26 protein-coding genes are annotated in these 19566 nt (G+C 61.5%); 24 read left to right on the forward strand and 2 right to left on the reverse strand.

Going from position 1 to position 19566, the window contains the following annotated elements:
* Positions 1-2 precede the first annotated feature (2 nt).
* The 19 genes from rplX (at position 3) to dsbD (ending at position 11139) form a co-directional block, all read left to right on the forward strand.
* A complete protein-coding gene (gene rplX, locus GWC77_RS10465; RefSeq protein ID WP_173256840.1) occupies positions 3-311 on the forward strand; it encodes a 50S ribosomal protein L24 in 309 nt (102 codons plus the stop codon).
* A gap of 17 nt (positions 312-328) precedes the next feature.
* Positions 329-868: a 50S ribosomal protein L5 gene (rplE, locus tag GWC77_RS10470; protein ID WP_173256841.1), complete on the forward strand. Its 540-nt coding sequence runs from the start codon at positions 329-331 to the stop codon at positions 866-868.
* 7 nt (positions 869-875) lie between these two features.
* The gene (gene rpsN / locus GWC77_RS10475; RefSeq protein WP_173256842.1) at positions 876-1181 is read left to right on the forward strand and encodes a 30S ribosomal protein S14; all 306 of its coding nucleotides are present in this window, start codon (positions 876-878) and stop codon (positions 1179-1181) included.
* Positions 1182-1195: 14 nt separating this feature from the next.
* Entirely contained in the window at positions 1196-1591 is a 396-nt protein-coding gene (gene rpsH / locus GWC77_RS10480; RefSeq protein WP_173256843.1) for a 30S ribosomal protein S8, read from the forward strand.
* 21 nt (positions 1592-1612) lie between these two features.
* Positions 1613-2143 carry a 50S ribosomal protein L6 gene (gene rplF / locus GWC77_RS10485; RefSeq protein WP_173256844.1) on the forward strand — a complete coding sequence of 177 codons (531 nt, stop codon included), beginning with the start codon at positions 1613-1615 and terminating at the stop codon, positions 2141-2143.
* A gap of 12 nt (positions 2144-2155) precedes the next feature.
* Positions 2156-2521 (forward strand): 50S ribosomal protein L18, encoded by a 366-nt coding sequence (rplR, locus tag GWC77_RS10490; protein ID WP_008923336.1) that lies wholly within the window; start codon positions 2156-2158, stop codon positions 2519-2521.
* Positions 2522-2535: 14 nt separating this feature from the next.
* Entirely contained in the window at positions 2536-3054 is a 519-nt protein-coding gene (gene rpsE / locus GWC77_RS10495) for a 30S ribosomal protein S5 (RefSeq protein WP_173256845.1), read from the forward strand.
* Positions 3055-3070: 16 nt separating this feature from the next.
* Positions 3071-3253, forward strand: coding sequence for a 50S ribosomal protein L30 (gene rpmD, locus GWC77_RS10500; protein ID WP_217283238.1), 183 nt, complete (start codon positions 3071-3073; stop codon positions 3251-3253).
* 29 nt (positions 3254-3282) lie between these two features.
* The gene (gene rplO / locus GWC77_RS10505) at positions 3283-3717 is read left to right on the forward strand and encodes a 50S ribosomal protein L15 (RefSeq protein ID WP_173256847.1); all 435 of its coding nucleotides are present in this window, start codon (positions 3283-3285) and stop codon (positions 3715-3717) included.
* A gap of 61 nt (positions 3718-3778) precedes the next feature.
* Positions 3779-5125 carry a preprotein translocase subunit SecY gene (secY, locus tag GWC77_RS10510; protein WP_173256848.1) on the forward strand — a complete coding sequence of 449 codons (1347 nt, stop codon included), beginning with the start codon at positions 3779-3781 and terminating at the stop codon, positions 5123-5125.
* A gap of 8 nt (positions 5126-5133) precedes the next feature.
* Positions 5134-5352 (forward strand): translation initiation factor IF-1, encoded by a 219-nt coding sequence (gene infA, locus GWC77_RS10515; protein WP_004521905.1) that lies wholly within the window; start codon positions 5134-5136, stop codon positions 5350-5352.
* 20 nt (positions 5353-5372) lie between these two features.
* Positions 5373-5489 carry a 50S ribosomal protein L36 gene (rpmJ, locus tag GWC77_RS10520; RefSeq protein ID WP_004199844.1) on the forward strand — a complete coding sequence of 39 codons (117 nt, stop codon included), beginning with the start codon at positions 5373-5375 and terminating at the stop codon, positions 5487-5489.
* A 41-nt stretch (positions 5490-5530) separates the two neighbouring features.
* Positions 5531-5896 (forward strand): 30S ribosomal protein S13, encoded by a 366-nt coding sequence (rpsM, locus tag GWC77_RS10525; protein ID WP_173256849.1) that lies wholly within the window; start codon positions 5531-5533, stop codon positions 5894-5896.
* 28 nt (positions 5897-5924) lie between these two features.
* Positions 5925-6329 carry a 30S ribosomal protein S11 gene (gene rpsK, locus GWC77_RS10530; RefSeq protein WP_017777173.1) on the forward strand — a complete coding sequence of 135 codons (405 nt, stop codon included), beginning with the start codon at positions 5925-5927 and terminating at the stop codon, positions 6327-6329.
* Between the two features lie 149 nt (positions 6330-6478).
* Entirely contained in the window at positions 6479-7102 is a 624-nt protein-coding gene (gene rpsD / locus GWC77_RS10535; RefSeq protein ID WP_173256850.1) for a 30S ribosomal protein S4, read from the forward strand.
* A 124-nt stretch (positions 7103-7226) separates the two neighbouring features.
* Entirely contained in the window at positions 7227-8204 is a 978-nt protein-coding gene (rpoA, locus tag GWC77_RS10540) for a DNA-directed RNA polymerase subunit alpha (protein ID WP_173256851.1), read from the forward strand.
* A gap of 138 nt (positions 8205-8342) precedes the next feature.
* Positions 8343-8738, forward strand: a complete 396-nt coding sequence (gene rplQ / locus GWC77_RS10545) for a 50S ribosomal protein L17 (protein WP_173256852.1) — start codon at positions 8343-8345, stop codon at positions 8736-8738.
* Between the two features lie 156 nt (positions 8739-8894).
* Positions 8895-9251, forward strand: a complete 357-nt coding sequence (gene cutA / locus GWC77_RS10550; RefSeq protein ID WP_173256853.1) for a divalent-cation tolerance protein CutA — start codon at positions 8895-8897, stop codon at positions 9249-9251.
* The gene (dsbD, locus tag GWC77_RS10555) at positions 9244-11139 is read left to right on the forward strand and encodes a protein-disulfide reductase DsbD (protein WP_173256854.1); all 1896 of its coding nucleotides are present in this window, start codon (positions 9244-9246) and stop codon (positions 11137-11139) included. Before cutA ends, dsbD begins: the two co-directional genes overlap by 8 nt.
* A 15-nt stretch (positions 11140-11154) precedes the next feature.
* On the opposite strand, the gene hemB is transcribed toward dsbD, so the two are convergent.
* Together hemB and yihA are read right to left on the reverse strand one after the other, a co-directional pair.
* The gene (gene hemB, locus GWC77_RS10560) at positions 11155-12153 is read right to left on the reverse strand and encodes a porphobilinogen synthase (protein ID WP_173256855.1); all 999 of its coding nucleotides are present in this window, start codon (positions 12151-12153) and stop codon (positions 11155-11157) included.
* 281 nt (positions 12154-12434) lie between these two features.
* Positions 12435-13073: a ribosome biogenesis GTP-binding protein YihA/YsxC gene (yihA, locus tag GWC77_RS10565; RefSeq protein WP_173256856.1), complete on the reverse strand. Its 639-nt coding sequence runs from the start codon at positions 13071-13073 to the stop codon at positions 12435-12437.
* 351 nt (positions 13074-13424) lie between these two features.
* On the opposite strand from yihA, the gene GWC77_RS10570 reads away from it, so the two are divergent.
* The 5 genes from GWC77_RS10570 to msrQ all read left to right on the forward strand — a co-directional run bounded on the left by GWC77_RS10570 (position 13425) and on the right by msrQ (position 19519).
* Complete coding sequence (locus GWC77_RS10570; RefSeq protein WP_173256857.1) at positions 13425-14072, forward strand: cytochrome c; 648 nt, start codon at positions 13425-13427, stop codon at positions 14070-14072.
* A gap of 132 nt (positions 14073-14204) precedes the next feature.
* A complete protein-coding gene (locus GWC77_RS10575; RefSeq protein ID WP_173256858.1) occupies positions 14205-16394 on the forward strand; it encodes a cytochrome c biogenesis protein ResB in 2190 nt (729 codons plus the stop codon).
* A gap of 4 nt (positions 16395-16398) precedes the next feature.
* Positions 16399-17583 (forward strand): c-type cytochrome biogenesis protein CcsB, encoded by a 1185-nt coding sequence (ccsB, locus tag GWC77_RS10580; RefSeq protein ID WP_173256859.1) that lies wholly within the window; start codon positions 16399-16401, stop codon positions 17581-17583.
* A gap of 212 nt (positions 17584-17795) precedes the next feature.
* Complete coding sequence (msrP, locus tag GWC77_RS10585) at positions 17796-18806, forward strand: protein-methionine-sulfoxide reductase catalytic subunit MsrP (RefSeq protein ID WP_173256860.1); 1011 nt, start codon at positions 17796-17798, stop codon at positions 18804-18806.
* An 11-nt stretch (positions 18807-18817) separates the two neighbouring features.
* Positions 18818-19519, forward strand: coding sequence for a protein-methionine-sulfoxide reductase heme-binding subunit MsrQ (msrQ, locus tag GWC77_RS10590; protein WP_173256861.1), 702 nt, complete (start codon positions 18818-18820; stop codon positions 19517-19519).
* Positions 19520-19566 lie beyond the last annotated feature (47 nt).

Below are 19566 nucleotides of genomic sequence, written 5' to 3' on the forward strand. Positions count from 1 at the left end.
CGATGAACAAGATTCGCAAGGGTGACGAAGTCGTCGTCATTACCGGCAAGGACAAAGGCAAGCGCGGTGTCGTACTCGCCGTTGGCGGCGACAACGTGACGGTGGAAGGCATCAACCTCGTCAAGAAACACGTGAAGCCGAACCCGATGAAGGGTACGACGGGCGGTGTGGAAGCCAAGACGATGCCGCTGCATATTTCGAATGTCGCGCTCGTCGACGCGAACGGCAAGGCCTCGCGCGTTGGCATCAAGGTCGAGGACGGCAAGAAAGTCCGCTTCCTGAAGACGACCGGTATCGTGCTCGGTGCCTGACGCTGCGGAGTGAAAAAATGGCTCGTTTGCAAGAGTTTTACAAAGAAAAGGTTGTACCCGGCCTCATCGAGAAGTTCGGTTACAAGTCCGTCATGGAAGTGCCGCGCATCACCAAGATCACGCTGAACATGGGTCTGGGTGAAGCCGTCGCTGACAAGAAGATCATCGAGAACGCCGTCGGCGATCTGACCAAGATCGCGGGGCAAAAGCCTGTCGTGACGAAAGCGCGCAAGGCTATCGCTGGCTTCAAGATCCGCCAGGGCTATCCGATCGGCGCGATGGTCACGCTGCGCGGCCGCGCGATGTACGAATTCCTCGATCGTTTCGTCACGGTGGCGCTGCCGCGCGTGCGCGACTTCCGCGGTATCTCGGGCCGCGCGTTCGACGGTCGCGGCAACTACAACATCGGTGTGAAAGAGCAGATCATTTTCCCCGAGATCGACTACGACAAGATCGACGCGCTGCGTGGGCTGAACATCAGCATCACGACGACTGCGAAGACTGACGACGAAGCCAAGGCACTGCTCGCCAGCTTCAAGTTCCCGTTCAGAAATTGAGGTTACCGTGGCTAAACTGGCACTGATCGAACGTGAAAAGAAGCGCGCCCGCCTTGCGGCGAAGTTCGCACCGAAGCGCACGGCGCTGAAGGCGATCATCGACGACCAAAGCAAGTCGGAAGAAGAGCGCTATGCGGCTCGCCTCGAGCTGCAGCAACTGCCCCGCAACGCCAACCCGACGCGCAAGCGCAATCGCTGCGCGATCACGGGTCGGCCGCGCGGCACGTTCCGCAAATTCGGACTGGCGCGTAACAAGATTCGTGAAATCGCGTTCCGCGGCGAGATCCCCGGCCTCACCAAGGCGAGCTGGTAATAGGAGAAACATAAATGAGCATGAGTGATCCTATCGCCGATATGCTGACTCGCATCCGCAATGCGCAGATGGTCGAGAAAGTCTCGGTGACGATGCCCTCGTCGAAAGTGAAGGTGGCGATTGCGCAGGTCCTGAAGGACGAAGGCTATATCGAAGACTTCGCTGTGAAGTCGGACGGTGTGAAGTCGAATCTGCATATCGGGCTGAAGTACTACGCGGGCCGTCCGGTGATCGAGCGCCTCGAACGCGTCTCGAAGCCTGGTCTGCGCGTGTACCGCGGTCGCAACGACATTCCGCAGGTCATGAATGGCCTCGGTGTGGCGATCGTCTCGACGCCCAAGGGTGTGATGACGGACCGCAAGGCGCGCGCCAATGGCGTCGGCGGCGAAGTCATCTGCTACGTCGCTTAACGCCGAAAGAGGAGAAGAAACATGTCTCGAGTAGGTAAAAGCCCGGTCGCGCTGAACGGCGCCGAAGTGAAGGTCGCCGATGGCTTCGTCACGGTGAAGGGCCCGCTCGGCACGATTTCGCAAGCGCTGAACAAGCTCGTGAACATCGTCGTCGACGGCGGCTTCCTGAAGTTCGAGCCGGTCGGCGAAAGCCGTGAAGCCAATGCGATGTCTGGCACGATGCGCGCCATCGTCGCGAACATGGTGCACGGTGTCACCAAAGGTTTCGAGCGCAAGCTGACGCTCGTGGGCGTCGGTTATCGTGCGCAAGCGCAAGGCGACAAGCTGAACCTGTCGCTGGGCTTCTCGCACCCGGTGGTGCACCAGATGCCTCAAGGCGTGAAGGCGGAAACGCCCTCGCAAACGGAAATCGTGATCAAGGGGATCGACAAGCAGCAAGTCGGCCAAGTCGCTGCCGAAGTGCGCGGCTATCGCCCGCCTGAGCCCTACAAGGGCAAGGGTGTGCGCTACGCCGACGAGGTGGTGATCCTCAAAGAAACGAAGAAGAAGTAAGGGTGCGCAATCATGGATAAGACTCAATCTCGCCTGCGCCGCGCTCGTCAGACGCGTATCAAGATCGCCGAACTGCAGGTCGCACGGCTCGCCGTGCACCGCACGAACACGCATATCTACGCGCAAGTGTTTTCGCCCTGCGGCACGAAGGTGCTCGCCAGCGCGTCGACGCTCGAGGCCGAAGTGCGTGCTCAGCTGGCCGACCAGTCGGGCAAGGGTGGCAACGTTGCCGCTGCCACGCTGATCGGCAAGCGCATCGCGGAGAAAGCCAAGGCTGCCGGCATCGAATCCGTCGCCTTCGACCGCTCGGGTTTCCGCTACCACGGCCGCGTGAAGGCGCTGGCTGATGCGGCGCGCGAAGCCGGGCTCAAGTTCTAAGGGAAGAATTCGTCATGGCAAAGATGCAAGCGAAAGTTCAGGCTGACGAACGCGACGACGGCCTTCGCGAAAAGATGATTTCGGTCAACCGCGTGACCAAGGTCGTGAAGGGTGGCCGGATTCTCGGTTTCGCCGCACTGACCGTGGTTGGCGACGGCGATGGCCGCGTCGGCATGGGCAAGGGCAAGGCGAAGGAAGTGCCCGTTGCCGTGCAAAAGGCAATGGAGCAGGCTCGCCGCAACATGTTCAAGGTGCCGCTCAAGAACGGCACGCTGCAGCACGAAGTGCACGGCAAGCATGGCGCATCGAAGGTCCTCCTCGCTCCGGCGAAGGACGGTACCGGCGTGATCGCCGGCGGCCCGATGCGCGCCGTGTTCGACGTGATGGGTGTTCAGAACGTCGTGGCCAAGAGCCACGGTTCGACGAACCCTTACAACCTCGTTCGTGCGACGCTCGACGGTCTGCGCAAGCAGTCGACGCCGGGTGACATTGCGGCCAAGCGCGGCAAGTCGGTCGAAGAAATTTTGGGCTAATGCCTGGGTGGTCACCATGTCTGAAAAAACTGTCAAGGTTCAGCTCGTCAAGAGCCTGATTGGGACCCGCGAAACGCACCGTGCCACGGTGCGCGGCCTGGGCCTGCGCCGACTCAACTCGGTTAGCGTTCTGCAAGATACGCCCGCCGTGCGCGGCATGATCAACAAGGTTTCTTACCTTGTTAAGGTCGTCGACTGAGCGCGGACCAGGGACTCGAGGAGTTGAATATGGAATTGAATAACCTGAAGCCGGCCGAAGGCGCGAAGCACGCCAAGCGCCGCGTCGGTCGCGGTATCGGCTCGGGCCTCGGCAAGACTGCGGGTCGCGGCCACAAGGGTCAGAAATCGCGTTCGGGCGGCTTTCACAAAGTCGGCTTCGAAGGCGGTCAGATGCCGCTGCAGCGTCGTTTGCCGAAGCGCGGCTTCACCTCGCTGACGAAGGAATTCGTCGGTGAAGTGCGTCTCGCCGATCTGCAAGCGCTGCCCGTCGACGAAATCGACCTGCTCGCGCTCAAGCAAGCCGGTCTCGTCAACGAGCTGACGAAGAGCGCCAAGATCATCGCCACGGGCGAAATCAAGCGCAAGATCGTCGTGAAGGGTCTGGGTGCAACGAAGGGCGCTCGCGCGGCCATCGAGGCAGCCGGCGGCTCGTTTGCCGAGTAATTGGCTTTCGCTCGCGTGAGAAGCCGATTGCCGGTCATGGTATTTGCATCGGAGAAGGTACTTGGCTAACAGCCCGAGTCTCGCAAAAACCGGGAAAAGCGCAGCGAAGTTCGGCGACCTGCGCCGGCGAGCAGTTTTTCTGCTGCTGGCGCTCGTCGTTTATCGAATCGGCGCGCATATTCCGGTGCCGGGCATCGACCCGGATCAGTTGGCGAAGCTGTTCCAAAGCCAATCCGGCGGCATCCTGGGCATGTTCAACATGTTCTCGGGTGGCGCGCTGTCGCGGTTCACGGTGTTCGCGTTGGGGATCATGCCGTACATCTCCTCGTCGATCATCATGCAGCTGCTTGCGATCGTTTCGCCGCAGCTCGAAGCGCTGAAGAAGGAAGGGCAGGCCGGGCAGCGGAAGATCACGCAGTACACGCGGGTCTTCACGGTATTGCTGGCGACGTTCCAGGCGTTCGGCATCGCCGTTGCGCTCGAAAACCAGCCGGGCCTCGTGATCGATCCCGGCATGGTCTTCCGGCTGACGACGGTCGTGACGCTCGTGACGGGCACGATGTTCCTGATGTGGCTCGGTGAGCAGATCACCGAGCGCGGGCTCGGCAACGGCATCTCGATCATCATCTTCGGTGGGATCGCGGCCGGTTTTCCGAATGCCATCGGCGGGCTCTTCGAGCTGGTGCGCACGGGTTCGATGAGCATCATTTCCGCGATCATCGTCGTGGCACTGATTGCGGGCGTGACCTATCTCGTCGTGTTCATCGAGCGCGGTCAGCGCAAGATTCTCGTGAACTACGCGAAGCGCCAGGTCGGTAACAAGATTTACGGTGGGCAGTCGTCGCACCTGCCGCTGAAGTTGAATATGTCGGGCGTGATTCCGCCGATCTTCGCATCGTCGATCATCCTGTTCCCGGCCACGATCCTGAACTGGTTCAGCTCGGGCTCGCGCGGCGGCTGGTTCAACCAGACGTTGCACAACGTAGCGGAGGCGCTGAAGCCTGGGCAGCCCGTCTACGTGTTGTTGTATGCGTTGGCGATCGTGTTTTTCTGCTTTTTCTACACCGCGCTGGTGTTCAACAGCAGAGAAACGGCCGACAACCTGAAGAAAAGCGGTGCTTTCGTTCCAGGGATTCGTCCTGGCGATCAGACCGCACGCTATATCGACCGCATCCTCACGCGGCTGACGCTGGCCGGTGCGATTTATATCGTGTTCGTCTGTCTGCTGCCCGAGTTTCTGGTGCTGCGCTGGAACGTGCCGTTTTATTTTGGCGGAACGTCGCTGCTGATCATTGTCGTCGTCACGATGGACTTCATGGCGCAGGTGCAGTCGTACGTTATGTCGCAACAGTATGAATCGCTGCTCAAGAAAGCCAATTTCAAGGGCAGCAACATCCCGATGCGTTGAAAGGACTTATGGCCAAAGACGATGTAATCCAGATGCAGGGCGAGGTGATCGAGAACCTGCCCAATGCGACCTTCCGCGTGAAGCTGGAAAACGGCCATGTCGTATTGGGACATATCTCGGGCAAGATGCGGATGCACTACATCCGTATTCTGCCGGGCGACAAGGTGACGGTTGAGTTGACGCCTTACGATCTGTCGCGTGCGCGGATCGTGTTCCGGGCGAAGTGATTTGAAAAAAGGGTAATATCATGAAAGTGATGGCATCGGTTAAGCGCATTTGCCGCAATTGCAAGATCATCAAGCGCAAAGGCGTTGTGCGCGTGATTTGCAGCTCTGATCCGCGCCACAAACAGCGTCAAGGCTAACGCCGACGCTTTTGCTTGCGCTTTTTGTTTGAGGAAAAACAATGGCTCGTATTGCAGGGGTGAACATCCCGAACCACCAGCATGCCGAAATCGGCCTCACGGCGATCTTCGGTGTCGGCCGCACGCGCTCGCGCCGGATTTGCGAGGCGGCGGGTGTCGACTACTCGAAGAAGGTCAAGGACCTGACGGACGCGGATCTCGAAAAGCTGCGTGACGAAGTCGGCAAGTTTGTCGTCGAGGGCGATCTGCGCCGCGAAGTGACGATGAACATCAAGCGCCTGATGGATCTCGGCTGCTACCGCGGCGTGCGTCATCGCAAGGGGCTGCCCCTGCGTGGCCAGCGTACGCGCACGAATGCCCGTACGCGCAAGGGTCCGCGCCGTGCCGCGCAATCGCTGAAGAAGTAAGCGGGACTGACAGTTACAGGAAAACGTAATGGCTAAGGCTTCGAACAACACCGCGGCGCAACGCGTTCGCAAGAAGGTCAAGAAGAACGTCGCCGAGGGCGTGGTTCACGTTCACGCGTCGTTCAACAACACCATCATCACGATCACCGATCGTCAGGGCAACGCGCTTGCCTGGGCGACCTCGGGTGGCCAAGGCTTCAAGGGCTCGCGCAAGTCCACGCCGTTCGCGGCGCAGGTTGCGGCAGAGTCGGCTGGCCGCGTGGCGATGGAATACGGCGTGAAGAACCTCGAAGTGCGGATCAAGGGTCCCGGCCCGGGTCGCGAGTCGGCAGTGCGCGCACTGCATGGTCTTGGCATCAAGATCACCGCGATCTCGGACGTGACGCCGGTTCCGCACAACGGCTGCCGTCCGCCGAAGCGCCGCCGTATCTAAGGCGAGCGAAAGTACGACGCCTGTTGGCGCTTCATCGCGCCAGCAGGCTGTTTGCATCTCGATATCCTAAGTCCACCGTTCGGACCGACGAGTCCGGACTAGCGCGGAAAGTTTCATGTCCGCGTGATCAAACCCAGAAGGAACGCAAAGTGGCACGCTATACCGGCCCCAAAGCCAAGCTGTCTCGCCGTGAAGGCACCGATCTCTTCCTGAAGAGCGCGCGTCGCTCGCTCGCCGACAAGTGCAAGCTGGACAGCAAGCCCGGCCAGCACGGCCGCACCTCCGGCGCACGTACGTCGGACTATGGCACCCAGCTGCGCGAAAAGCAAAAAGTGAAGCGCATGTACGGTGTGCTCGAGCGCCAATTCCGCCGCTACTTCGCGGAAGCGGATCGCCGCAAGGGCAACACGGGCGAAAACCTGTTGCAATTGCTCGAGTCGCGCCTCGATAACGTCGTCTACCGCATGGGCTTCGGCTCCACGCGCGCGGAAGCGCGCCAGCTCGTGAGCCACAAGGCCATCACGATCAATGGCCAGGTCGCGAACATCCCTTCGCTGCAAGTGAAGGCCGGTGACATCGTCGCGGTGCGTGAGCAGGCCAAGAAGCAGGCTCGCATTCTCGAAGCCGTTTCGCTCGCCGAGCAAAGCGGTCTGCCGAGCTGGGTCGCGGTCGATACCAAGAAGTACGAAGGTACGTTCAAGCAGATGCCCGAGCGCGCCGACATTGGTGGCGATATCAACGAAAGCCTGATCGTCGAATTGTATTCGCGCTAATCGGATTTACGGCCGGGGTACCCCGATTGCGTCAGGCAAGGGGGCGCCTCGGCTGTTCATTTTCAGGTTGTTACCGGTCAGCCTTATCGGTGTAACGAGCCGAGGGTATTGAAAAGGAAAACCTATGCAAACCAGTTTGTTGAAGCCCAAGATCATCGCCGTGGAATCGCTTGGCGAGAACCACGCGAAAGTGGTCATGGAACCGTTTGAACGCGGTTATGGCCACACTTTGGGCAACGCGCTTCGGCGCGTGCTGCTGTCGTCGATGATCGGCTACGCGCCGACCGAAGTGACGATCGCAGGCGTCGTGCATGAGTATTCGACGCTCGATGGTGTGCAAGAGGACGTCGTCAATCTGCTGCTGAACTTGAAGGGTGTCGTATTCAAGCTGCACAACCGGGATGAAGTGACGGTCACGTTGCGCAAGGAAGGCGAAGGCCTCGTGACGGCGCGCGATATCGAATTGCCGCACGACTGCGAAGTGATCAATCCCGACCATGTGGTTGCCCACCTCTCGAAGGGCGGCAAGCTCGACGTGCAGATCAAGGTCGAAAAGGGCCGCGGCTATGTGCCTGGCAACGTGCGCCGGTATGGCGAGGAAACGGCGAAGATCATCGGCCGCATCGTGCTCGACGCATCGTTCTCCCCGGTTCGCCGTGTGAGCTATGCGGTCGAGAGCGCGCGTGTCGAACAACGTACGGACCTCGACAAGCTCGTGATGAACATCGAAACCAACGGCGTGATCTCGCCCGAGGAAGCGATTCGTCAATCGGCTCGCATTCTGGTCGACCAGCTTGCCGTCTTCGCTGCACTGGAAGGAACGGAAGCTGCGGCCGAAGCGCCGTCGCGTGCGCCGCAGATCGATCCGATCCTGCTGCGTCCGGTGGACGATCTCGAACTGACGGTGCGTTCCGCGAACTGCCTGAAGGCCGAGAACATCTACTACATCGGCGATCTGATCCAGCGCACCGAAAACGAGCTGCTCAAGACCCCGAACCTCGGTCGCAAGTCGCTCAACGAGATCAAGGAAGTACTCGCGTCGCGCGGTCTCACGCTCGGCATGAAGCTCGAAAACTGGCCGCCGGCCGGTCTCGACAAGTAAGCTGACTGGCAACGGCGCGGATTTTCCTTTAAAATCCGCGTCTTGCTTTTTCATACCGGCCCGTGTCTCAGGCTTTTTCTTCGAGAAAGCCGCGACGATAGAAGAGCTGGATCAAAACTTCGAATCAAGGAAACTGAGATGCGTCACCGTCATGGTCTGCGGAAACTGAACCGCACGAGCAGCCACCGTTTGGCAATGCTCCGTAACATGTCCAACTCGCTGATCGAGCACGAAGTCATCAAGACGACGCTGCCGAAAGCAAAAGAACTGCGCAAGGTCGTCGAGCCCCTCATCACGCTCGGCAAGAAGCCTTCGCTCGCCAACCGCCGCCTCGCGTTCAACCGCCTGCGCGACCGCGATTCGGTCACGAAGCTGTTCGACGTGCTCGGTCCGCGCTTCGCGAACCGCCCGGGCGGCTATCTGCGCATCCTGAAGTTCGGGTTCCGCGTCGGCGACAATGCGCCGATGGCGCTCGTCGAGCTGCTCGACCGTCCGGAACCGGTGGAAGCCGAAGAAGTGCAAGACGCGGAATAAACCGTCCGTCAACGCTTCGCCGCGAAGCTATTGCGGCAGCGATAAAAAGGGGTCAAGCGAAGCTTGGCCCTTTTTTTATCGCGCGCCCGGTGCGAAGGCTGAGCGTGCGGCGCCGATCGACGGGTGAACAGCGGCCAGTGGTACGATTATGCGAGCATGTATGCCGTTGTTGGAGAGACCGTGTCTGTCGAAATCGTTCTGATGCTGACCACGCTGCCAGACGCCGCATCGGCGCAGGCGCTGGCGGATGCCGTCCTCGATGCGCGGTTGGCTGCGTGCGTTGCCGAATCGGCTCCGCTGCGTTCGCGTTATCGCTGGAAGGGGCAGAAGGAATCGGCTCAAGAAATCCAGTTGCTCTTCAAGACCAGCGTCGCGCGTGCGCTCGAGCTCGAGCAATTCATTGCGGAGCACCATCCCTATGAGACGCCCGAGATCGTATCGTGGCCGGCAAGCGCCTCGACGGCTTACGGGCAATGGGTGGTGGCCGAAACTCATCGACCAATCCATGTTTAGATCGCCCGGCGCGCATGCACGATCGCTCGCGCGCTTCCTCTTCCTGATTCCGCTCGCGCTGGCCGCTTGCTTGATGGCAAGCTTCGGCACGTCGGTGCACGCCGATGATTTTCTCGATCCGTCGGCCGCGTTTCGTTTCAGCGCATCGGAGGTACCGGGCGCAGTCGACGTTCGTTTCCAGATTGCCGATGGCTACTACCTGTACCGGGAGCGCTTCGCGTTTGCGGTGAAGAGCGGAACCGCGACGCTCGGCGAACCGCAATTGCCCGCCGGCCATGTCAAATTCGACCAGACCTTCCAGAAGAACGTCGAAACCTATCGGCAAAGCGTCGTCGTTCATGTGCCGGTGAAAGCGGCGAGTGGGCCGTTCGAATTGGCAGTGACCTCGCAGGGCTGTGCGGACGCCGGGATCTGCTATCCGCCCGATACGCACGTCTATCGGGTGAGCGGCGCAGCCTTGCAGTCGGGCGCACCGGGCGCGGGCACAACGGTCGCACCCGCGCCCGTGGGCACCGCTGGAAACGGCGGGTCGTCTTCCTGGTATGACCGGCTCACGAGCGCGGACTATGCGGACTCGCTGCTGCAAGGCGGTGGCTTCGCGGCAACGGTCGGCCTCTACTTTCTCGCGGGTCTCGTGCTGAGTCTGCTGCCTTGCTCGTATCCCATGATCCCGATCCTCTCGGCGATCATCATCGGGGAGGGGCATCGCGTCACGCACGCGCGCGGATTTGCGCTGTCGCTGTCATATGTGATCGGCATGGCGCTCGTTTATACGGCGCTCGGTATCGCCGCGGCGCTCGTCGGGCAGAGCCTTGGAGCGTGGTTGCAAAATCCGTGGGTCCTCGGCGCCTTTGCGCTGCTGCTGACATTGTTCGCCTTGTCGTTGATCGCCGGCCTCGACATTGCGTTGCCGCAGCGCTGGCATGACCGGATATCCGAAACATCGAACCGGCGACCGGGAGGCAAGTTGGCCGCCGTCGCCGCAATGGGCGCCTTGTCGGCCCTGGTAGTGGGTGCGTGTATGACGGCGCCGCTGTTTGCGGTGCTCGCATTCATAGCCCACACAGGCAACGCGTTGCTTGGCGGGGTGGCGCTCTTTTCGATGGGGATCGGGCTCGGCGTGCCGCTTTTGATCGTCGGCCTGGGTGCCGGCGCACTCCTGCCGCGCGCGGGCGGATGGATGGAGGGCATCAAGGTCTTCTTCGGTGTCGTATTGCTGGCGGCCGCGCTGTGGATCGTCTGGCCCGTTTTGCCGGCGACGGCGCAGATGCTGCTTGGCGCGCTCTGGCTGCTGTTTGCCGCGGCGACGCTCGGTCTTTTTTCGCCGCATGCGAGCGCCGTCTCGATCTGGCGGCGTCTTGGACGCGGCATCGGCGCCGCATTTGCCATCTGGGCGGCCGCGCTCATCGTCGGGCTCGCCGCAGGATCCACCGACCCATTGCGCCCGCTTGCGGTACTCGCCGCGCGTGTCGGTGCTTCTGCCGCGGCGACGGAGCAGCCATTGGATCGCTCGTTTCAAGCCGTGCGAAGCTCGGCCGAGCTCGATCGATCGATCAAGGCGGCGGGACGTCCCGCGATGCTCGATTTCTATGCGGATTGGTGCGTCAGCTGCAAGGAAATGGAGCGCTTCACCTTCGCCGATCCCCGGGTCCGCGCGCGCCTTGCTCAGTTGCAACTGCTGCGCGCCGACGTGACAGCCAATAACGCCGACGATCAGGCCCTTCTCAAGCGCTTTTCGCTATTCGGGCCGCCCGGGATCATTTTCTTCGATGCGGGCGGCAAGGAAGTTTTGCGGGTCGTCGGCTATGAGTCGGCCGACAAATTTCTGCGCAGCCTGGACCGGGCGTTCCCGGTGAGCGGATCGTCAGTCGCGCTGACGATCCGGTAGCGCAACTCGGATCGGCTAGCGCTGATCCCGCAGCAACCGAGCGGCGTCCAGCGCGAAGTAAGTCAGCACACCGTCGGCGCCTGCGCGCTTGAATGCGAGCAGCGACTCCATCATCACCTTGTCGTGATCGAGCCAGCCGTTTTGTGCAGCGGCTTTCAGCATCGCGTATTCACCGCTCACTTGATAGACATAGGTGGGGAAGCGAAACTCGTCTTTCACACGCCGCACGATGTCCAGATAAGGCATACCGGGTTTCACCATCACCATATCGGCACCTTCCTCGATATCGAGGCGGACTTCGCGCAACGCTTCGTCCGAGTTCGCCGGGTCCATCTGGTACGTCATCTTGTTGCTCTTGCCGAGGTTGGTCGCCGAGCCGACGGCGTCGCGGAACGGCCCGTAGAAGGCCGATGCGTACTTCGCCGCGTAGGCCATGATCCGAGTGTGGATGCGACCCTCGCTTTCGAGCATCTCGCGCAGTGCGCCGATGCGGCCGTCCATCATGTCGGACGGTGCAAGGATGTCCACACCGGCCTCGGCCTGGGTGCGGGCCTGTTCGACGAGGATTTCGACCGTCTCATCGTTGAGCACGTAACCCGCTTCGTCGAGTACGCCGTCTTGGCCGTGGCTCGTGTACGGATCGAGCGCGACATCGGTCAGCACGCCGAGTTCGGGGAAGCGGGCCTTGATCTCCCGCACCGCGCGCGGAACCAATCCTTCCGGATTCGCCGCTTCGCGGCCGTCCGGCGTTTTGAGCGAAGGCTCGATGGCCGGAAAAAGCGACAGCACGGGCACGCCCAGTTCGACGCACCGGTGCGCCACATCGAGCAGCAGATCGACCGATAGGCGTTCGACGCCCGGCATCGATGGCACCGCCTGCCTGACGTTCGAACCTTCGACGATGAATACCGGGTAAATGAGATCGTTGGTCGTCAATACGGTCTCGCGTATGAGGCGGCGCGAGAAGTCGTCCCGTCGCATCCGGCGCGGACGATGATGCGGATAAAAGCTCATGGTGTTTGTCGAGAACCGCTTCGAAGTTCGTCTAAATCCCGGGAAAACCGGCCCCAATCGTTTTTCGGACAGTTTGCAGGGAGCGCGAGCCTGCCCGGACGCTAGTCTTTGCACGATGGTATATGATAGCGATCGAGTAACGCGCCTGGCGCGGAGCTCCCCGCTTCTCCTCCCTGAGCGGGTGCCTGTCGTTTTTCGATTAGGCTGTTTAACCCGCCGAGGTCCGGCGGGTTTTTTTCTGGTTTTGAGATAGCGCCGCGCAAGGCGGCTTCTACGAACTTCTACGAACTTCGTTCGGATGCCGCCAGCCAACCCTCGATGACGACATGAGCGTCTTCGAGCCCCGTCCGTTTCAGCGCCGAAAAGAGTTGCGCGGTGAGCTCACCGCGATAGCCCGCGTCGCGATATTCGGCGAGCCCTTTTTGCGTGGCCCTCAGCGCATTGGTGCCCTCTTGGCGCGTCAATTTGTCGCACTTCGTGAGCAGCGTGTGAATCGGTTTGCCGGTCGGCGCGAACCACTCGATCATGCGGCGATCGAGCTCGGTCAGCGGACGCCGCGAATCCATCATGAGGATCATGCCGCGCAACTGGGCGCGGCTTTGCAAGTAGCTGGCGAGCAGCGCCTCCCAATGGGCCTTCGCGGCTCCGGGCACTTCGGCGTAGCCGTAGCCGGGCAGATCGACGAGATAGCCCACGGGTTCGTCGGCGGGCCCGACGCCGAAATAATTGATATGCTGCGTCCGCCCGGGCGTCTTGCTCGCGAAGGCAAGCCGCTTCTGGTTGCAAAGGACGTTGATGGCCGTCGACTTGCCGGCGTTGGAGCGGCCGGCGAACGCGATCTCCGGCGTGACTGTGCTGGGCAGGTCGCGCAGATGGTTGACGGTCGTGAAAAAGCGGGCTTGATGCAGCAAAAAGGCCATGGCGGAAGAGGTGGGCGGTCGAGCGAGACCGAAAAGTGGGGGCAAGCGCCCAGGGTGCAGCCGACTGGCGTCTTGGCGCATAGCGAGGTATTGTACAATACGACGGTTTGGCCGAAGACCGGACGAGGCCGCCAGCACGCGCTTCGCACGGCCTTTCGAGCCCGTATGGACATGACGCTGCAGGCGTTTTTTTGCGGCGGAAATGACGGTCGCCGTCGTTTTTCCGAAACCTCTCGAGGAACTGACCGGGCCGCTGGGCAACCGCTTGCAGCCCCAAGGGGAGATTGCTTGCTTGCGCCGCGAATGGGCTTCGGGACACTCAATTCTCAAAAGACGAAACCGGGTGTGCGAATGAATCGACTGTGCAAGTCTTTGGTGGTCCTTGAAGTCGTAGCGGCAGGTTTGATGGGTGTGGCGACCGGAGCAAGCGCGGCGGAAGCGCTCAAGCCCGATGCCAACAAGGGGCAGGCGATCGCAACGAGCGTGTGCGTAGCGTGCCATGGAGCGGACGGTAACAGTGCCAGCGCGGCGTTTCCGAAGCTGGCCGGGCAGCACGAGCAGTACCTGTTGAAGGAGTTGAAGGACTTCAAGGTCAAGCCGGGCGAAAAAGCCGCGGTGCGGCAAAACCCGGTGATGGCGGGCATCGTCGCATCGCTGTCGGACCAGGATATGGCGAACGTCGCCGCGTATTTCGCCTCGCAAACGCCGAAGGGCGGCGCGGCGCGCGACGCCGCGACGGTGGCGTTGGGGCAGAAGATTTACCGGGGCGGCGTTGCAGACAAGGGCGTACCCGCTTGCGCGAGTTGCCATGGGCCCACCGGGCAGGGCATTCCCGTGCAATTTCCGCGCGTGTCGGGACAATGGGCCGATTACACACATGCGCAGCTCACCGCGTTCGAGCAAGGAACGCGCAAGAACGATGTCATGCAGCCGATCGCCTCGCGGCTGACCGACACCGAAATGAAAGCGGTGGCGGATTACATGGCCGGCCTGCATTGACGCGTACGCGCCGCATTACATTTGACGCTCCGCTGTGCGACACGCGCGGCGGGACGCGGCAAGAACAAAAAAAGGGTGGGGGCGTCGTGTCGTCGGCGGCCCTACCCTTTTTTGCTGGCAGTTGGAGTTGGAATGAGCGTCACCACGTCGGGTTATGAATTGAAATCGGAACGGCGCACGCTGCGAAGCGCCGTGGAGCTCGTGAGCTCGATGCGTTTCGCGATCGCGCTGCTTGTCGTGCTCGCGATCGCGAGCATCGTCGGCACGGTGCTCACGCAGGATGACCCTTACCCGAACTACGTCAATCAGTTCGGCCCGTTCTGGGCCGATATCTTCCGCGGGCTGAGCCTCTACACGGTCTATAGCGCGTGGTGGTTCATGCTCATTCTGGGCTTTCTGATCGTCTCGATTTCGCTTTGCGTGGTGCGCAACGCGCCGAAGATGATTGCCGATGCGAAGAGCTGGAAAGACAAAGTGCGCGAGGGTAGCCTGCGCGCGTTTCATCACAAGGCGGAATACGCGTGCGGCGGTACGCGCGCCGAAGCGGCCGGGCTTCTCGGTGCGTTGCTCGGCAGAATCGGCTACAAGTACGTCGTACGCGAGAGCGGCGAGGCCACGCTGATTGCGGCCAAGCGAGGCTCGCTCGCGAAGATCGGCTACATCTTTGCGCACCTCGCGATCGTCGTGATCTGTATCGGAGGATTGCTCGACAGCAACTTGCCGATCAAATTCCAGATGTGGCTCTTCGGCAAGACGCCGGTCACGAGCAACAGCACCATCAGCGAGATTGGACCGGAGCATCGACTCTCGACCGGCAATCCCACGTTTCGCGGCTATGCGTGGGTGCCCGAGGGGCAACATGTGTCCACAGCGATCCTGAACCAACCCAACGGTTCGCTGATTCAGGACCTGCCGTTCTCGATCCAGCTCGACAAGTTCATCGTCGATTACTACTCGACCGGCATGCCGAAGCTGTTCGCGAGCGACATCGTCATCATCGACCATAAGACCGGCGCACGCGTGCCGGCGCGTATCGAAGTCAACAAGCCGTTCGCGTACGACGGTGTCTCGATCTACCAGTCGAGCTTCCAGGACGGCGGCTCGCAGATGACGATGACGGCGTGGCCGATGGTCGGCGCAACCGTCGCGACGGTCCCGGTGCACGGCGCGATCGGGGGCTCGGCCCCGCTTCCTGCGTCGATGCCCGACGCGGCCGGCCAGACGATCGAATTCTCCGACTTTCGGGCGATCAACGTCGAAAACGTCACCAACGGCTCCGGCAAGACGGACGTGCGCGGTGTCGCCGCTCAGCATCCGGTCGAGCAGTTTCTCGAGAACCGGCTGGGCTCGGGTGCAAAGAGCTCGAAGCCGGTGAACTTGCGCAACGTCGGCCCATCGGTGCAGTACAAGGTCCGGGGCAGCGATGGTCAGGCGCGTGAATTCAACAACTACATGCTGCCGGTGGACGTCGACGGCGAGCGGATGTTTCTTGCCGGGGTGCGCCTCGCTCCCGACGATCCGTTCCGCTATTTGCGCATTCCGGCCGATCAGGCGGGCACGGTCAAGGAATGGATGATGCTGCGCGCCGCGCTCGAGAATCCTGCGCTGCGGACCCAGGCAGCCGAACGGTTCGCGCGCCGGGCCGTGGCGGATCAGAACCCGGAACTGCGCCAGCACTTGCAGGAAAGCGCGCAGCGCGTGTTGTCACTGTTTGCCGGGCCCGGCGAGGGCGGGGGCAAGACGCCCGCAGGTCAAGCGAACGCGGGCTTTCAGGCCATCGCGACTTTCATCGATCAGTCGGTGCCGAAAGGCGAGCAGGAAAAGGCCGCATCGCTGTTGCTGCGCATGCTCGAGGGATCGATGTGGGAGCTCTGGCAATTGGCGCGCGAAGGTGCGGGCGAGCCCGATGCGAGCGCCGATGCCGCCGCGAGCCGCTTCGTGCAAAGCTCCATCAACGCGCTGTCGGACAGCTTCCTGTACGGCGCCCCGGTCTATTTGCAGCTCGATTCGTTCAAGCAGGTGCAGGCGTCGGTGTTCCAGCTGACGCGCGCGCCGGGCAAGAAAGTGGTATATCTTGGCAGCCTGTTGCTCGTGGTGGGCATCTTTTCGATGTTCTATGTCCGCGAGCGACGGCTCTGGCTTTGGCTCAAGGAAACGTCCACGGGCGTGTCCGTGGTCATGGCGATGTCGACCGCGCGCAAGACGCTCGACTTCGACAAGGAATTCGCGCAAACGCGCGATACGGTGGGCGCCACGCTCGGCGCGGCCGCTCACGATATAGCAAGCGCACCGCCTCCCGGTGCCGACGATCTTACTCGGTAACATCATGGATCTGACCAACGCTTCCCGCTCCCGGCCCGCAACGGCTCGCCCTGCCGGCAATGTCTTGGACGAGCGTTCGTTTTTGCGACGGCTCACCGCCATCGACTGGTTGTTCGCTGCCGCGCTCGTCGCGGGCGCGGGACTTGCGCTCTCGCGCTATCACGCGTTCATGAACTACTACGACAAGCTCGTCCTCGTCGGCGCGGTGCCGGCACTCGTCGTATTGGGGTGGCGCTGGAAGCCCGCTCGGCTTTTGATGGCAGCCATCGCAGTGTTCGCGGTGTCGTCGATCTCGCTCTATCACGGCGATCTCACACGTGCCGAGGGGGCGTTCCTTCTCAAATATTTTCTATCGAGCCAGTCCGCCATTCTCTGGATGAGCGCGCTTTTCGTGCTCGCCACGCTGTTCTATTGGATCGGCCTGCTTTCGCGCTCGCCGTCCGGTGCGGCGATCGGCTCGAAGCTCACCTGGTTCGCGGTGCTGATGGGCTTTACCGGCATGATGGTGCGCTGGTACGAGTCCTACCTGATCGGTGCGGACGTCGGGCACATTCCTATTTCGAACCTCTATGAAGTGTTCGTGCTGTTTTGTCTGATCACCGCGCTCTTTTATCTGTATTACGAACAGCATTACGGCACGCGAGCGCTCGGCTCGTTCGTGCTGCTCGTCATCAGCGCCGCGGTCGGATTTCTCATGTGGTATTCGATCGCGCGCGACGCTCAGCAGATTCAGCCGCTCGTGCCCGCGCTGCAAAGCTGGTGGATGAAGATCCATGTGCCGGCGAATTTCATCGGTTATGGCAGCTTCGCGCTGTCCGCCATGGTCGGCGTGGCTTATCTCGCCAAGGAGCGCGGCGTGCTGGCCGATCGCCTGCCTGCGCTCGAGGTGCTCGATGACGTCATGTACAAGTCGATCGCGGTCGGCTTCGCATTTTTCACGATTGCGACGATTCTCGGCGCGCTGTGGGCCGCCGAGGCATGGGGCGGGTACTGGAGTTGGGACCCGAAGGAGACCTGGGCACTCATCGTCTGGCTCAACTACGCCGCCTGGCTCCATATGCGTCTAATGAAAGGGCTGCGGGGCTCGGTTGCCGCCTGGTGGGCGTTGACGGGCCTCATCGTGACGACGTTCGCATTTCTTGGCGTCAATATGTTCCTGTCGGGGCTGCATAGTTACGGCAAACTGTAGGCGTGTAAGCGCGTGCGCCGCTGGGTTCGAAAAAACCGCCGAGTGGCTCACCGGCGGTTTTTTTTCGACCCCGAGCGGGTGCTTCGGCGGGCGCTTCGCGCTCATGCGGCGCAAATCGTCCGTTTATTTCGATGCATCCGGTTGCGCGCGCGAACGGTATATAGAAGCGACGGGCCGATCGGACGGACCGACGCTTTCATGGAGCAGTCATCGTGTGGATCAAACGACAGCAACGCATTCTCGTCGCCGGTCAGGACATTTCACCGAGCGAGATTACGCCGCGCGCCGTGTTTGAGAATCGGCGCCGGATCCTGCGGGCGGCGACCGGCATGGCGGCGGGTGTGGCAGGGGCCGGCGGTCTGCTCGGCATCAGTGCGGATGCGCTCGCCGCCTATACGTCGCCTGACGCCCGCGCCCGAAAGCTCGCGGCCGTCACGAACGCAAAGTTCGTCGTCCCGGACAAAGCGACGTCCTACAAAGACATCACGACCTATAACAATTTCTATGAGTTCGGCACGGATAAAGCCGATCCCTCGCGCAATGCCGGTACGCTGCGACCCCATCCGTGGCGTGTCAGCGTCGAGGGCGAAGTCAAGAACGCCAAGGTGTACGACATCGACGAGCTACTCAAGCTCGCGCCGCTCGAAGAGCGCGTGTACCGGCTCAGGTGTGTGGAAGGGTGGTCGATGGTGATTCCTTGGATCGGCTATCCGCTCGCCGAACTCGTGAAGCGGGCGCAGCCTACGGGCAATGCGAAGTACGTGCAATTCATCACGCTTTCGGATGCCTCGCAGATGCCGGGGCTGGCTGATCCGATTCTCGAGTGGCCCTATTCGGAGGGGCTGCGCATGGACGAGGCGATGAATCCGCTCACGCTTTTGACCGTTGGGCTTTACGGGCAAGTGCTGCCGAACCAGAACGGCGCACCGATACGCGTTGTCGTGCCCTGGAAATATGGATTCAAGAGCGCAAAATCGATCGTCAAGATCCGTTTCGTCGAGAAACAGCCGCCGACGAGTTGGAACACCTACGCGCCGAACGAATACGGCTTCTACTCGAACGTGAATCCCACCGTCGATCACCCGCGCTGGAGTCAGGCCACGGAGCGGCGCATCGGCGAGGATGGTTTCTTCACGCCGAAGCGCAAGACGCTGATGTTCAACGGCTACGGCAGTCTCGTCGCGTCGATGTACCAGGGCATGGACCTGCGCAAATACTTCTGAATGCCACCATCATGACGACCGAGACTCCGACCTTGAACCGCCGCGCCGACGCCACGGCAACGCGCGCGACGCGACGCGCCGCGGCATCGCCGCGCAAGGGCGAGCGTTGGATCGCACCCGCGAAAGCGGCAGTGTTCATCGCTGCCTGGTATCCGCTCTTGCGACTCATGTTCTTGGGATTCACCGACGGGCTCGGAGCCGATCCGATCCGGTTCATCACATGGTCGACCGGATTATGGACGCTCGTTTTTCTTTGCATCACGCTCGCCGTGACGCCGCTGCGCAAGTTGTCGGGCATCAATGCGCTACAGCGGTTTCGCCGCATGCTTGGGCTCTATGCGTTCTTTTACGCGACCCTGCACTTCATTACCTATATCTGGTTCGACAAGTGGTTCGATCTTGCCGAGGTGGCGAAGGATATCGGCAAGCGGCCGTTCATCACCGTCGGCTTCGCCGCGTTCGTGCTGTTGATCTTATTGGCGGCGACCTCGCCGCGCGCCGCCGTGCGCAAGCTGGGGCGGCGCTGGCAGACACTGCATCGCGCCGTGTACGTCATCGGCGCACTCGCGATCCTGCACTTTTGGTGGATGAAGGCCGGCAAGCACGATCTGGCGCTGCCGAAACTTTACGGTGCGATCATGCTCGCGCTGCTGGGCTGGCGGTTGCTTGCCTGGATGAGAGCGCAGTGGGTGGCGCGACACGGTACGCGTTGAGCGGGCCGCGCGAGTTTCGCACCCATGCAGTGCGCGTGCCCGTCTTT

The organism is Paraburkholderia sp. NMBU_R16 (assembly GCF_013282575.1).
In the GTDB taxonomy this organism is placed as follows: Bacteria; Pseudomonadota; Gammaproteobacteria; order Burkholderiales; family Burkholderiaceae; genus Trinickia.